14 protein-coding genes are annotated in these 14536 nt (G+C 58.7%); 6 read left to right on the plus strand and 8 right to left on the minus strand.

Annotation, left to right across the window (positions count from 1 at the left end; genetic code table 11):
- Window positions 1-33: 33 nt before the first annotated feature.
- From ACR0J0_RS01340 to ACR0J0_RS01350, 3 genes are read right to left on the minus strand one after another with little or no spacing between them, the layout of a single operon-like run.
- Entirely contained in the window at window positions 34-306 is a 273-nt protein-coding gene (locus tag ACR0J0_RS01340; RefSeq protein ID WP_480660703.1) for a hypothetical protein, read from the minus strand.
- Window positions 293-3082, minus strand: a complete 2790-nt coding sequence (locus ACR0J0_RS01345; protein ID WP_480660705.1) for a [protein-PII] uridylyltransferase family protein — start codon at window positions 3080-3082, stop codon at window positions 293-295. The genes ACR0J0_RS01340 and ACR0J0_RS01345 overlap by 14 nt, the downstream gene beginning before the upstream one ends.
- Window positions 3079-3468 carry a DUF4440 domain-containing protein gene (locus ACR0J0_RS01350; protein WP_480660707.1) on the minus strand — a complete coding sequence of 130 codons (390 nt, stop codon included), beginning with the start codon at window positions 3466-3468 and terminating at the stop codon, window positions 3079-3081. Before ACR0J0_RS01350 ends, ACR0J0_RS01345 begins: the two co-directional genes overlap by 4 nt.
- Window positions 3469-3615: 147 nt before the next feature.
- On the opposite strand from ACR0J0_RS01350, the gene ACR0J0_RS01355 reads away from it, so the two are divergent.
- The 4 genes from ACR0J0_RS01355 (at window position 3616) to ACR0J0_RS01370 (ending at window position 5833) form a co-directional block, all read left to right on the plus strand.
- Window positions 3616-4038 (plus strand): DUF2852 domain-containing protein, encoded by a 423-nt coding sequence (locus ACR0J0_RS01355; protein WP_480660709.1) that lies wholly within the window; start codon window positions 3616-3618, stop codon window positions 4036-4038.
- A gap of 65 nt (window positions 4039-4103) precedes the next feature.
- On the plus strand, window positions 4104-4535 hold the full coding sequence (locus tag ACR0J0_RS01360) for an RDD family protein (RefSeq protein ID WP_480660711.1): 432 nt from the start codon (window positions 4104-4106) through the stop codon (window positions 4533-4535).
- A gap of 77 nt (window positions 4536-4612) precedes the next feature.
- Window positions 4613-5437, plus strand: coding sequence for an arginyltransferase (locus ACR0J0_RS01365; RefSeq protein ID WP_480660713.1), 825 nt, complete (start codon window positions 4613-4615; stop codon window positions 5435-5437).
- Between the two features lie 6 nt (window positions 5438-5443).
- Window positions 5444-5833 (plus strand): VOC family protein, encoded by a 390-nt coding sequence (locus tag ACR0J0_RS01370; RefSeq protein ID WP_480660715.1) that lies wholly within the window; start codon window positions 5444-5446, stop codon window positions 5831-5833.
- Window positions 5834-5965: 132 nt separating this feature from the next.
- On the opposite strand, the gene ACR0J0_RS01375 is transcribed toward ACR0J0_RS01370, so the two are convergent.
- The 3 genes from ACR0J0_RS01375 to ACR0J0_RS01385 form a co-directional block, all read right to left on the minus strand.
- Window positions 5966-8320 (minus strand): TRAP transporter large permease, encoded by a 2355-nt coding sequence (locus ACR0J0_RS01375; RefSeq protein ID WP_480660717.1) that lies wholly within the window; start codon window positions 8318-8320, stop codon window positions 5966-5968.
- A 17-nt stretch (window positions 8321-8337) separates the two neighbouring features.
- Window positions 8338-9264, minus strand: a complete 927-nt coding sequence (locus tag ACR0J0_RS01380; RefSeq protein ID WP_480660719.1) for a TRAP transporter small permease subunit — start codon at window positions 9262-9264, stop codon at window positions 8338-8340.
- Window positions 9265-9385: 121 nt separating this feature from the next.
- On the minus strand, window positions 9386-10468 hold the full coding sequence (locus ACR0J0_RS01385; RefSeq protein ID WP_480660721.1) for a TRAP transporter substrate-binding protein: 1083 nt from the start codon (window positions 10466-10468) through the stop codon (window positions 9386-9388).
- A gap of 248 nt (window positions 10469-10716) precedes the next feature.
- Here ACR0J0_RS01385 and ACR0J0_RS01390 point away from each other — a divergent pair, with 248 nt between their 5' ends.
- Together ACR0J0_RS01390 and ACR0J0_RS01395 are read left to right on the plus strand one after the other, a co-directional pair.
- A complete protein-coding gene (locus ACR0J0_RS01390; RefSeq protein WP_480661203.1) occupies window positions 10717-12150 on the plus strand; it encodes a cache domain-containing protein in 1434 nt (477 codons plus the stop codon).
- Window positions 12147-12794 (plus strand): response regulator transcription factor, encoded by a 648-nt coding sequence (locus ACR0J0_RS01395; RefSeq protein ID WP_480660723.1) that lies wholly within the window; start codon window positions 12147-12149, stop codon window positions 12792-12794. Before ACR0J0_RS01390 ends, ACR0J0_RS01395 begins: the two co-directional genes overlap by 4 nt.
- A gap of 89 nt (window positions 12795-12883) precedes the next feature.
- Here the strand turns inward: ACR0J0_RS01395 and ACR0J0_RS01400 are convergent, their stop codons facing one another.
- Together ACR0J0_RS01400 and ACR0J0_RS01405 are read right to left on the minus strand one after the other, a co-directional pair.
- Complete coding sequence (locus tag ACR0J0_RS01400; RefSeq protein ID WP_480660725.1) at window positions 12884-13267, minus strand: bleomycin resistance protein; 384 nt, start codon at window positions 13265-13267, stop codon at window positions 12884-12886.
- A gap of 48 nt (window positions 13268-13315) precedes the next feature.
- Window positions 13316-14161, minus strand: coding sequence for a HalD/BesD family halogenase (locus ACR0J0_RS01405; RefSeq protein ID WP_480660727.1), 846 nt, complete (start codon window positions 14159-14161; stop codon window positions 13316-13318).
- Window positions 14162-14536: the final 375 nt, after the last annotated feature.

The raw sequence follows: 14536 nt of genomic DNA on the forward strand, positions 1-14536 counted from the left end.
CCTATTAGTCGCGAACGTCACCGGGGGAAAGCCCTAGCGGTCGCGTGATCGCCAGCCGCCGCGCCGCTTGGGTGCATTTGCGGATTGCAGCCCTTCTGCTAGCACTTGCGTCATGGGATGGTCGGCGTCTTGTTGGGAATATGCCGCATGCAGATCGGTCAGCGCTTGTTGCTGGTCCCGCTCGGCCGGCAGGCTCAGCGCCCAGTCCAGAAAGATGCTGCGGCATTCAGGCAAAGTGATACCCTCGATGCGATATGCCTCGCGGATCAGACCCTTGTGATCGTTTGGATCCTTACTCTGCGCCATTGTCATCCTCTCTGATCACGCCACCGATGATCCCGGCGGCTGTGGCGTAGCTTTCCTGCAGTGCGGCCTGCAGCTGTTCGACTTGTTCAAAGCCTGTCGCGCGGCACAGGAAAGCGGTCCCTCCCTCGCCAATCTTATCGGCCTCGATCACCTTACCAGACAGCAAACGCGCTGCGCATTGCACAGACCAGCATAGGTCGTAGCAGTCCTTCAACGTTTGTGCCTGTGCGACGTCCAACAGCCCGGCAGCGACGGCACCGTCCAGACCGGAATGCACGTCGCGCTGCGTGGACCCGGACAGCAGTGCGCCTGTCTCGGCCATTAGCTCAATATCCATCATGCGACCAGGTCCGTTCTTGGCGTCCCATATCCCCGCAGGCGACTTGGCGGCGGCCAGTCGAGCACGCATCTCGGCCACTTCGCGCAGAACCTTCTGGCTATCTGGCACCTGAGACAGAAAGCTCGCGCGGAACACCTCGATGTCCTTTGTCAGCCCTTCTTCACCTGCAATCACACGCGATCGAGTCAGGGCCAGGTGCTCCCAAACCCACGCCTCATTCTGCTGATAATTGGTGAAACTTGCCCAACTTGTCGCCACCGGCCCCTGATTGCCAGACGGGCGCAGACGCATATCCACCTCATAGAGCCGGCCTTGCGACATGGGCGCGGAAAGCGCCGTGATCAGCGCCTGCGTGAACCGTGCATAGTAAGTCCGGGTGGCCAGAGGGCGCGGACCCTCGGACATTTCCTGATCCAGTGGGTCATAAATCACGATGACATCCAGATCAGATTGCGAGTTGATCCGCCCTGCCCCAAGCGACCCCATGCCCAAAACGGCAGCACCCCGACCAGGGGCCGGCCCGTGTTTCCGGGCGAACTGTTCCGTCACGCGCGGCAGGAGCGCCGCAATCACGGCGCTGGCGAGTTCGGCATATTGCTGTCCTGCCCTCTCTCCGTCGATCAGCCCGCGCAGGTGGTGAACACCCACGCGGAAATGCCATTCCTTGCACCAGCGGCGGGCTAAGTCCAACTGGCTTTCATAGTCCGTTTCCTGTGCCAAAGCCTGTTCCAGATCCGCCTGCAACGCGGCCTGCCCCGGCCAGACATCAAAAAAACTGCCGCCGATCACAGCGTCAAAAACCGAAGCGTTGCGCGAAAGGTGCGCGGCCAGAGCATGGGACGTGCCGACGATATCGATCAATAGATCAATCAGATGGGTGTTGGCCTCGAACAGCGAAAACAGCTGAACACCTGCAGGCAGTCCTGAAAGAAAACCATCCAGCGCCTGCAGCGCCTCGTCCGGTTGGGCGGTCTTGCCAAGACGCGAAAGTAGCTCGGGTTTGAGACGTTCAAAAATCCGCGCGCCCCGTTGTGAGCGCAACGCGGGATAAGTTGTCCACCGGGCCAGAATGTTCTTGTCGAAATTGGCTTCCCCAGCAGGTGCAGGTGTTGATGAGCCCGGCGCAAAGAACCCTTCAGTCAGTTCGTGCACCTCTGTCAGCCGGTGGGTCAGGCTTTGAGTCAGCTCAACAGCGTCTATGCCCATCAGACAGGCGACGCGCTCAATCCCGTCAGGCGACCGAGGCACCTTATGGGTCTGGGCATCATGCACCATCTGGATACGGTGCTCGACCTCACGGTGAGCACGGTAATGATCGGTCAATTTGTCAGCCACATCCTGCGGCACCCATCCTTTTTTGGCCAGCGCCGCCAGTCCTGGCACCGTACCGCGTACGCGCAAATCCGGGTCACGTCCCCCTGCGATCAATTGGCGGGTCTGGGTAAAGAACTCGATCTCGCGAATACCGCCCTGCCCTAGTTTCATGTCATGGCCCGGGATCGTCAGGGCACCCCCGGTGCCCTTGTTTTCCCGTATACGCAGGCGCATGTCATGGGCATCCTGTATGGCGGCAAAATCCAGATGCCGCCGCCAGACAAACGGGCGCAGTGTTTCCAGAAAACGTTGCCCGGCGGCCAAGTCACCGGCGCAGGGGCGCGCCTTGATGTACGCAGCCCGTTCCCATGTACGGCCAAGGCTTTCGTAATATCGCTCGGCCGCCTCAGCCGCCATGCAGACCGGGGTCACCGCCGGATCGGGGCGCAGGCGCAGATCGGTACGGAAGACATAGCCATCTGCCGTTTTGTCGCTGAGCGTGGCGCAGAAATTTCGCGTCGCCCGGACCATACCCTGACGCGCATCGTAGAAATCATCTGGGTCGAACCGCGTCTCATCAAACAGAACAATCAGGTCGATATCCGAGCTGTAGTTCAGCTCGTGTGCGCCCATTTTCCCCATCGCCAGGATGATCATTCCGGCGGCGGTCTCGACATCGTCCGGGCCCATCCCCGGCAGTTTGCCGCGCCTGATCAGGGCTGCAATTTCGGCCTTGGCCGCCACATCTGCAGCCAGCGCACCGAAATCCGTCAGCGCCGCAGTCACCTTTTCTAATGGCCACGCGCCCGCCAGATCCGCAAGCGCTGTCAGCAGGGCCATGCGGCGCTTAGCCAGCCTCAAGCCCGGTTTCAACTGATCGGGCGGCAGCGCGTGCGCGGCGTCCAGAACCTCGGCCATCGCCTGATCAGGTTGCTGCAAAGCCGAGACCAGCCAGTCTTTTTCGCGGTCGATCAAGCTTTTCAGATAAGGGCTGGACCCCGCCGTACCGGCGAGCAGTTCGCCCTGTTCAGGCGTGATATCATTGACCGCAGCGCGCGCGTCGTCCCCAAGCGACTGATCAAAGGCACGCGGCACGCGCTGAATGGAAAGAGGCCCTGTCATTTCCCCTCCAACGGCGTGTCCTGACTGAAACTGTTCACCCAGACATCATGTCGTCGTTCCCATAAGGACGAAATCAGCATCGCCTCCCACTCCTCAGAGTCGGGTCGCTGGTAATCGGAGCGGTAGGACAACAGAACGATATCCGAGGTCAGAACCCGCAGCCGAGTTTCGCTCAACTCGTACCGCGCCATCGTCGGAGCGTCGGCGAATTGCCCCACATGGTCATCCCGGTTGGCGAAACCGGTCGGGTACACCCCCAAAAAATCCGCGCTCAACAGCGCCCGGTCGGCAGCGGCATTGCCCTCCATCAGGGCAGTCCAGACTTGCTTTTCGAGATTCAGAATTTCATCGAGCGACGGAGGCGAAGGGTTTTCAACGTGTTGCATAGGCGGAAAGTGCGCCTGTTCCTCAGCAAGGTCAACGCCCCAAAAATCGCAAAATGTAAATCATTTTCACATTGACCCCTTGCAACCACCCTTTCAGCACCCATCTAGACAATGTGAACGCAATTTACATCAACCCGGAGAAACGAAATGACCGCATTGTCCGACCACGCCGTCCCTGAGAACCCGGGGTGGCTCTACCGCGCCGAAGCCTGGATGGATGACAAGGGCAAAGGGGCCTGGATCGCCGCCATGGTCCTTGGTTTCATCTTTTTCTGGCCCGTTGGCCTGGCTCTTCTGGCCTATATGATCTGGAGCAAACGCATGTTCAGCAAATCCTGCAGCCGTCGCAAATCATGGCACAGCCACATGAGCGCGATGAAGCCATCCGGCAACAGCGCGTTTGACGCCTACAAGTCCGACACTCTGGCCCGACTGGAGCGCGAACAGCAGGATTTCGAAGCCTTCCTACGTCGCCTGCGCGAAGCCAAGGACAAAGCCGAGTTCGACCAGTTCATGGACGAACGCGCCCGCGAAAACCGCGATGAGGCTGAAAACGGCGACCGCGCCTAAGCCGACCTTGCCCTGTCCCGCATTTCGGGACAGGGTGTCCAAAATTCTCACCCGGAAAACACAATATGACCCACCTGCCCGACCCAGACAGACAGCCTGAGTTCTATCAGTCTGTCGCGATCAAACGTTTTATCGCCTGGTTATTCGACATCGTCTTCATCTCGCTGCTGTGTACGGTGGCGATCCTGCTGACCTTCGGAATGGGTCTGTTTATCCTGGCCCTGATCTATGCCGTCGTCAGCTTTATCTATCGTGTCGTGACCATCGCAAACGGGTCGGCGACATTGGGCATGCGCTTCATGGGGATCGAGTTGCGGGATTCCTTCGGTTCCCGAATGGATACGGGCAAAGCTGTGGCCCACACGGCGGGTTATTTCGTCAGCATGGCCTTTCCGATCATTCAGATCATTTCGGTCGTCATGATGCTGACCAGCGCCCGCTGCCAGGGACTTACCGATGCGTTCCTTGGAACGGTCATGATCAACCAGCGCGCGTAAAAAATTCAACGGCGTGAATCACTTGGCGGTTCCGGGATCGGTTGCTATCATCTGGTCGCAGGAGACACGGGACGTTCATGCGACACACGCTGCCAATAGCGCCACAATTCTATGTGACGGCACCCCAGCCTTGCCCTTACCTTGAGGGCAGGATGGAGCGTAAGCTGTTCACCGCCCTTCAGGGCGAAGGTGCGGATCAGCTGAACAACTCGCTGTCTCAGCAAGGATTTCGGCGATCGCAGAACGTTCTCTATCGTCCGTCCTGTTCGGATTGCGCCGCTTGCCTGTCTGCCCGGATAGACGTCTCGGCATTTCGCCCCAGCAAAAGCCAGAAGCGCGCCGCCAAACGCAATGCGTATCTGCAGCGCAAGGCCAACTCACCCTGGGCGACGGACGAGCAATATGAGCTGTTCCGCCGTTATCTGGACACGCGCCACGCAGATGGCGGCATGGCCGATATGGACGTGTTCGAATTCGCCGCAATGATCGAGGAAACCCCGATCCGTAGCCGCGTTGTGGAATACGCCGACCCTGAATCCGGCGATCTGATCGGCGTCAGCCTGACCGATGTTCTGGATGATGGTCTGAGCATGGTCTACTCGTTTTACGATCCCAAGAGACCGCAAAACTCTCTGGGCACCTATATGATCCTGGATCACATCGATATCGCGCGTGAGGCGGGCTTGCCCTATGTCTATCTTGGCTATTGGGTGCCCGGCAGCCCAAAGATGGGATACAAAGCGCGCTTTTCAGGACTTGAGGCGTATTATCAGGGCGACTGGATCAGCGTTGGCAATCCGACCGAACTGATTGATCCCAGCCACCACCCCCTGTCCACGGCACCAATCGCCGAGCAGGTTGCCAGCATCCAACTGCCCGACCGCCACCCCACCAAAGGCTAACCCCCCATGCAACAGAATCTTTTCGCCGTCACCCTCGTGGTGCCGGACTACGATGATGCCATCGCGTTTTACACCCAAACTCTCAGCTTCGCACTGCTGCAAGATGTCGATCTTGGCGATGGGAAGCGCTGGGTTCGGGTCGCCCCACCCGGTTCAGGCAATGGGTCTTTACTGCTAGCCCAAGCAGACGGCCCAAGTCAGATTGCCGCCGTGGGCAATCAGGCGGGCGGGCGCGTCAGCTTTTTCCTGCAAACGGACGATTTCAACCGTGACCACACAGCCATGACGGCCGCAGGCGTGCAATTCGAGGAAGCGCCGCGCCACGAACCCTATGGCACAGTCGCGGTATGGCGCGACCCGTACGGAAACCGCTGGGACCTGATCCAGTTCGCCTGATCCGCTCTTCATCTGGCTCAAAATACCTCGGGGTAGAATTGGCCGCAGGCCAAGAAGGGGCTGGCCCCTTCCCCAGTTCCAAAGCAAAGGGGGCCCGCAGGCCCCCTTTTCAATTTAGATCAAACGATTCCATCAGTTCGGGATCAAATCCGGAATGATGGTCACAATCGTCGGGAAGAACCACAGGATCGCAATCCCGACCACCTGAATGATCACGAACGGAACAATACCGCGATAGATGTGGCCCGTTGTGACCTCTTTGGGCGCAACGCCGCGAAGGTAGAACAACGCAAACCCGAACGGAGGCGTCAGGAACGACGTCTGCAGGTTCACCGCCACCATGATCGTCACCCATTTGGGATCGAACGACCCGCCATAGATCACGGGGCCAACGATTGGGATCACGATGTAGATGATCTCGAGGAAATCCAGCACGAACCCAAGAATGAACAGCACCAGCATCACGATCAGGAAGACCGTGAACTCGTTGTCAAAGCTCTTGAGGAATTGCTGGATATAGTGCTCACCTCCGAACGAGATCACCACCAGGTTTAGCAGCTGCGATCCGATCAGGATGGTGAAGACCATCGAGGTCACCTTGGCTGTCTCACGCACGACCGGTGTCAAAACCCCGCTGGCAAACAGAACCCAGCAGGCGAAAATCAGACCGAATAATGCGTAGAGGTACGACGCGTAGGCCAGCACGAACGCGATCCAGGTTTCGACCGTAACACCGCCCTGATTGACGCGCAGATCAAAGTTCACGCCCATCAACAGACAGATGATGACCGCAAAGGTCGACCAAATGATCACCTTGCCCGACCGGCCCTGATCCTGCAGCTTGCGATAGGCCGCCAGCATGATCGCACCACCGGCCCCCAGCGCAGCCGCCGGAGTTGGGTTGGTCACACCACCAAGGATCGAGCCCAGAACCGCGATGATCAAAACCAGGGGCGGGAAAACCACCCGGATCAGATCATTGGTTGCACAGCGCGCAGCAGCTTCTTTGCAGCCATAAATGGCCAGCGCAAAAGGCACTGCCAACAGCAGGAAGGTCGCCCCCGCCGACGTCGTCGGCGCGATCAGAAGGACATCCACCAACAGCATCAGCAGCAAGCCAATGGCCCCCACGATCAGCGGCTGAACCGGACGCGACGGGGCAATACCCCGGCCCAGAACCAGCGTCAGACCCAGCAGCACCACGATCACCGCAACACCGGTCCCGATAGGGGCGGCAGCTGCGATCTTGGCTTCTCGTGCAGCGGTCAGTTCTTCTTCGCTGAGGCGCTGAGCCTGGGTCGTTCCACCCGCGGCATCGATGGCTTCCTGCTCGGCCACGGCCTGATCCCAGGCGGATTGACCGTGCAGTTCGATCATCGAAGCCTGACACTCAGCCGAGACATTGGTCCGCAGCGAGGCGCCCTGACCGATATCCGAGAAAGCCGAAACCGAGGTATTCTGGCTGCCGATCACACCTGCGCTGCTCAGCACAATTGCACCAACGATCAGCGCCACCGGCGCGCCCAGCAACCAGGTCAAGCCCTCGGCCCGGGTGATAGGCTCACCGCTGCCGCCCGAAATCTCAACGGCCGGTGCCTTTTCCGGGTTCAGCAGAGCGTACCCAAAGGCATAGAGCGCATAGAGTAAGGCCAGCATAATCCCCGGCAGCAAAGCCGCCTGGAACAGCGTCCCGACCGAGACCACCGCGGGCTCACCCAGATAGGTCAGCGCGTCGGTGCAACCTGCCTCAACAGCGCGGGTTTCCTGCGCGGTCGAATACAGGTCGCCGGCCAGCGTCCCCAGCAGAACAATAACGATCGAAGGCGGAATGATCTGCCCCAACGTGCCCGATGCTGCAATCACGCCCGTCGCCAGTTCAGGCGAGTAGTTGTTTCGCAGCATGGTCGGCAACGCCAGCAGGCCCATGGTCACAACGGTCGCACCAACGATACCCGTCGAGGCCGCAAGGAAAGCACCAACGACCACGATCGACACGGCCAGACCACCCGGCAGCGGGCCGAAAACGCGCGCCATTGTGGTCAGCAGGTCGTTCGCGATCTTCGAACGTTCCAGCGTGATGCCCATCAGGACGAACATCAGCACGGCCAACAGGGTCTCGATGGATTGCCCGGCCAGGACCCGCTCGTTCATACGGTTCACGATGAACGATACGTTGCGGTCCAAAGCGGTTTCCCACCCCTGCACAAAGACCGGCTCTGCGATCCTAGGTAAGTCGGGGTATCGGAACACGGATATTACGTCGGGTTTGACGCCCGAGTTCACAACATCCCGATAGGCTTGCGAGCCTGTGTCGATCGCCTGATGGATAAGCAGCCCGGCACTGTCCAGTGCCGCGATGATCCCGAATGAGATGATACCGGCCCCGCCGATGGCAAACGCCACCGGGAAGCCCGAGAGAATGCCCCCGAAAAGGCAGAAGAATACGATAATGAGGCCTATCTCGACGCCATCAAGTCCGAATAACATAGTCTGGGTCTCCGTCCCTAATGTGCGCCTTCGTAGGCTTCTTCACCCTCGCCAAGGCTGTCCTTGTCGAGGTATTTTCCAACGCTGTCCGGTCCTTCCACGTATTCCAGATACGAGCGGTACAGGAACGCGATTGCGTGCAGGAACACCATTCCGGCAAATGCAATCAGCAGGATTTTGAACAGGAAGTAGGCGTTGAATCCGTTGGGGCTGAACCCGATGGTTTCGACGTTCCAGCGCAGGGCGCGGGACTTCATCACCAGACGATCTAGCGTGTCGCTGGCCGACGGCTTCGGGACGATCAGGTGACGCCACATGAAGTACCAGCCATACATCCAGGTCAGCACCGCCATCGGCATCATGAACAACAACGCCCCCAGCATGTCGACCACGCGCTTGGCGCGGTGGCTGATGCCCGCGTAAATCAGGTCAACGCGCACGTGGCCGCCTTGCACGAATGTGTAGGTACAGCAAAGGCAGACGACCATCGCGTTGTATAGCTTCAGTTCCTCAGCATACCAGCTGATGTCCATCTGGAACGGGATACCCATACCAAAAGCCATGTCTGGCCGTGCGAACACGCGCTGCATAAAGACGATGACGATCTGCTGGATAACCATCAGAAGGCCCGCCCAGGCAAAGAACCGGCCCGTCGTGTTCGCGAATCCTTCCAGACCGCGCACCATGCCCCACATGAAGTTCCGGAAATACAGGCCGATGGCCGTCAGAACCAGAAACAGTGTGAAAACTACAAAGAAGAACTCGACCGATCCGCCATAGTAGACAAAGCGCATGATGGCTTCTTTGTCCGACCAATTCAGCCAGAGTTGCGGATGCGTGATGGCGTATCCGAAATTATAGAAGGCTTCGGCAATGTTCTGAATGAACCAAATCAGTCCATTCCACAGGGCGCCGAAGAACGAGATACCGTTTTCGTCCTGCATGTTGTCCCCAGGTCGTATCGGTTGCACTGCTGTTTATGGCGGCATTGTCCAGGCCGCGCATGTGCAACGGGAAAGGTTTCCCCGCAGGTGCGGGGAAACCATTTTAGCACGATTTTGGCGATTAGCCGCGTACGCGGTTACGCTGCGTGGTGTAGACACCCGACGACAGGTCCAGCCAGCCAGCCGAAGATGTCGACGATGCCACTGCGCTGTCGTGGATTTTCTTGAACAGATCGTCGCCCATGTTTTCGTCCAGCACTTCCTGGCTGGCCTTGCCGAATGCATCCCAAACGCTGTCCGGGAATTCCATGACCTTGACGCCACCCGACTGCAGACGCTGCAGGGCCGCACCGTTGTTGGCCAGGAATTGCGCCAGGTTCCACTGGTGCGCCTCGGCGGCTGCGATCTCGATGATCTTCTGCTGAGCGGGTGTCAGGCTTTCGAAGACGTCGCGGTTGGTTGCCAGCGACAGACCTGCGTTCGGCTCGTGGAAACCGGCGGTGTAGTAAACCTTGGTGATTTCCTGGAAACCGGCCTTCTCGTCGGCCCACGGACCAATCCACTCGGTACCGTCGATCGCGCCGGACGACAGCGCCTGATACACTTCCGAACCCGGGATGTTCTGAACAGATGCGCCCAGTTTACCAAGAGCTTTACCGCCCAGACCCGGCATACGGAACTTCAGGCCGTTGAAGTCATCGGGGCTGTTGATCTCTTTCGAGTACCAGCCACCGGCCTGCGCACCGGTGTTACCGGCCAGGAACGACTTCAGACCAAAGATCTGGCCCAGCTCGTCATGCAGCTCCATGCCGCCGTCCTGGTAGTACCAGTTCACCATTTCCTGAGCGGTCATACCGAAGGGAACAGCGGTGAAGAACGCGTAACCCGGATGCTGACCAACGAAGTAGTAGTCTGCCGCGTGGTACATGTCGGCCTGACCCGACGATACTGCGTCAAAAACCTCAAACGCGCCAACCAGTTCGCCGGCGGCTTTGATGTCAACAGTCAGGTTGCCGTCCGACATTGCCGTGATGCTGTCGGCGCAACGCTGTGCGCTGTCGAAAACACCGGCCAGACCACGACCCCACGAGGTTACCATGGTTAGTGTGCGCTTGCCCTGCGCGTATGCCGGAGCCGCCAGCGTGGTGGCAGCAGCTGCCGAGCCGCCCAGAGCAGATGTTTTCAGAAATGAACGACGATCCATATGAGTGTTCCTCCCCTACATATTCAGTACCCGGGCCAATTCCGGGCATAGTCGCTTTCAGTGCGCGTCAGCCTAATGACCAAGATGTGAATGTGAATACCTACTACTACGTAGGCCGCAGTTTTTTTCGCTATTTTAGAAGGTTAATGCCGCAGCAAGGGCTACCAAGCACAGGGATTTCACGCCTCTTGTGCATCAAAAACCCAAAAATTTTGCATTTTGCGTCGCGCTTGCGTATCGATTCGGCCATGTGGGGATTCCGAAACCTGATTTCACTGACCTATGGCCAAAAGCTGTCGCTTGTGGCGGCAATACCCTTGGTTGTGGCCGTGGCCGCGATCGCATTGTTCGTGGCATACGAGTCCCGCGCGACAGCCGAGCGCGAGATTCAGGCGTTGGAACGGCGTCTGATCGAAGCGAAGAAGGAAGAACTTCGAAACTATGTCACGCAGGCGCGCAACGGGTTTGCGTATATCTACGGGCGCGCATCGACGGATGACAAAGTCGCTCAGAACCTTGTGACCCAGATCCTGTCGGCGATGATCTACGGCAAGGACGGCTTCTTTTTCGTCTACGACTATGACGGCAACAACCTTGTCAGCCCGCGCCAGACCGAATTCATCAACCGCAATTGGGAGGGTCTGACGGATAGCGACGGTACCCCCATCGTGGACGAATTCATCAGTCTTGCCCGACAGGGCGCCGGGTGGCACAGCTTCATGTGGCAAAAGCCCTCGACCGGGGAAGAGGCCCAGATGATCGCCTATGTCGTCGGCCTGCAGGACTGGCGTTGGGCCGTTGGAACCGGTGTCTTCATCGACGATATCGTGGCCACGGTCGCCATTGCCCGCGCCGAAGTCGAGGCGCGCGTGCAACGCACCTTCATGTATCTCGGTGCAATTGTTCTGGCTGCTGTTCTGGTTGTCTTTGCCTCGGGCATGTTGCTGAATGTCCGTGAACGCAGGCTGGCGGATGCCAAGCTCAAGGAACTGACCCAGCGCGTGTTTGACGCCCAGGAAGAAGAGCGCGGCCGCGTAGCGCGCGAATTGCACGACGGGATCAGCCAGATTCTGGTCGGTGTGCGATATGCCCTCGACAACGCCCGACGCCGACTGTCGCGTGGCGATGACGAAGGCGCGCGTGACCCGCTGGACAAAGGCATAGACAACCTTGGCTCCGCGATCACCGAGGTCCGCCGCATCAGCCGCGATCTGCGCCCCGGCGTGCTGGACGATCTGGGCCTTGGCCCTGCCCTGAAGGCGCTGACCGATGATTTCTGCGAACGCACCGGGATCGAGACCGAGTTTTCGACCGTTGTCTTCCGCAACCGACTGGATCAGGACAGCAAGATCGCCCTCTACCGTATCGCGCAAGAGGCATTGACCAATATCGAACGCCATTCCGGCGCAACCCGTGTTACAATAGACCTGCGCGGCCACAAGAAAGGCGCAACGATGCGGATCACCGACAATGGCCGGGGGTTACGCACGACGCCTGATCCTGCCAACCCCGGTATCGGCCTGCGCAACATGCAGGAACGCATCGAACAACTTGACGGCTCCCTGCGCATTCTGTCATCACGCCCGCCACGCAGCGGCACAGTGATCGAGGCCAGCCTGCCCCTCAGCCACATGCTGCCACCGCAGGAAGACGCAACTCCGAACCGAAAGGCCGGTACATGAGTGATCAGACCATCCGTGTCCTAATCGTCGACGACCACCCGATGGTTGCCGAGGGGATTCAATCGATCCTTGAAAGTTTCGATGAAATTGAAGTGGTCGGAACACTGGGCAGCGGTCAGGAGGCCGTCGATCAGGCGACCGAGCTGGCACCCGATGTCATCCTGATGGACCTGAACATGCCCGGCCTCGGCGGCCTCAGCGCCACCGAGATCATTCTGGAGCGCCTGCCCGATACGCGCATTCTGATCCTGTCCATGCATGACAGCCCGGAATACATTTCCACCGCGCTCAGCCACGGCGCAAAGGGATACGTGCTCAAGGACGTCCCCACCGACGAGATCAAGCAAGCCATCGACGCGGTGATGCGAGGCGAGCAGTATTTGTGCACCGGGGCCAGCGGATCGCTGCAGCCGAAGGGCGGCAGCGCACGCGAGGCGCTGACCGGACGCGAACAGACAATTCTGCTAGAATTGGCGCAGGGCAAATCCAACAAGGAAGTGGCCCTTGCGCTGGATATTTCAGTCAGAACCGTCGAAACGCACCGCAAGAACATCAAGCGCAAGCTCGGCATCTCGTCGACTGCCGGTCTGACGCGCTATGCGCTGGAACATGGCGTGCTGCAAGGTACCAGCCCCGGCTTCTGACCCAGCGCAACCGCAGCGCGCAGCGCTGCCGGGCCCAATCGGAGGCGGCCCAACCAAAGGCACATCAACTCTGGGCGGGAGCCCCTGCCCTATGACCTCGGCCGGATGTCCTCACCAAAAAACACCAGCGTTCCGTCCTCATCGAGGACGTGGAACTCGCGCTGCAGATATGGCTGATCAAATGGCGGACGCACGCGCCCATCAGGAAGATCAGCCAGCCCCCCCTTTAGACTTTCATACAGATCGTCGATTCCGTCGACATCAATATAGAAAGACTGATTGTCGCCCAGCGGCCGGCCATCCTCGCGCACCGGGCATTCCAGCAAACGAATGGCGATCGGGCCGCGCGACAGAAACGCATAGTTGTCCTGCCGGAAGCCGCAGGTAAATCCAAGCCGGTCGCAATAGAAATCAATCTGGTTTTGCAGGGAAGAACAAAGAACAAAGGGAGTGATTTGCAGTACTTTTGACATATGGTCCTCCGTTTTCAGACCTTGCGCCAAGTCGTACCCCATACCCACTCAATCCAACAACTGGTCCTTTCGCAAACCTTCCCGTTCGTGGTGATGCGACAAAACACGGCCGTACAATTGCCTGGTACGCTCAACCCCGCCGCACATTCCCTCCGTCTCAACAAAGGAAAAAATGCCGACATACCGTCTGCGTTCCCCTCTGACCGGAGCCACGCGGTGCAGCGAGTACCGACCCTTGAATATTTGCAGATCCCCCGGCTGCAGTTCCAGCGTCCTGACCAGCGCCCGGTTTCCGTCAAGTACAGAGGCCACCGTTGAAAAGTTCTCTTCCGCGGCGCTACGCAGGTTGGGAACATATTCGAATGCTCCGCCATCCTCGCCGTTCTGAATGGCCAAGGTCACAGTGTAGTTGTTGGTGTCGAAATGCCAGGGAAAGCCCTGGCCTTCCTCGACCACGTTGACAATCACATCCGCCAATGGATCGTCGTAGCGAAAAAACCGATCCTCGGGTTCGTTTAGCGCGTCGCGGATGAAAGGAAGAAAACCTTCGAACTCATAAATCCGCCGCAAAGGACCGGACTTCGGAAAGTTATCCGCCGGGACAAAGGCGTTCGACCGGTCATAAAACCTGCGCACCGGGTGGTTCAGCTCCAGCCGGGGATCATCCTGCGTGAAATAGGCGTTGGTGCGATTGAAGGAGCGGTGCGCATTGTCCGCTGTTGCTTCCGCTTCCTTCAAAAGCTGGGACAAACCGTCTTCGTGGACAAATCCAGGCAGTACCGCACATCCGTCCTGATCCAGTTCGCGGCGCAAGTCTTCGATCAACCGCTCATATGCCGCCGAGTCCGGACAATCGATCGGATATCGCCCTAGATCAACCAGATCGTGCATCATCCTCAGCCTCCCTCGTGTGATCGGTCAAGGTCAGCGTGCCCTAGTCAAATCCGCCCATCATGCTTGTTTCGGACATTCGCATGCCGCTTTTTGACCGCCCAAATCACAGAGATATGGAGGGTCAAGCGGCCTTTTTTCCTGAATATTCCCCACATGCGTCAATCTGCGCAATAAAATGTCGCAAAATTCGCCCCTCGAGTTACAAAATTGGCTCAATTGCCTGTTGACGCCCCTTCCCCCTGCTCATAATGTCCCAGCCAAGCAAAAAGGAGCCTCTGGCGATGAAAACGCTAGTCGTAATCGTAGGAAACACGCGCATGGGCCGGTAACGGTAAACCATAATCGAACCCATGCGCCTCCGAGAACATCGGGGGC

It is taken from the genome of Ruegeria sp. BF12 (genome assembly GCF_056538705.1).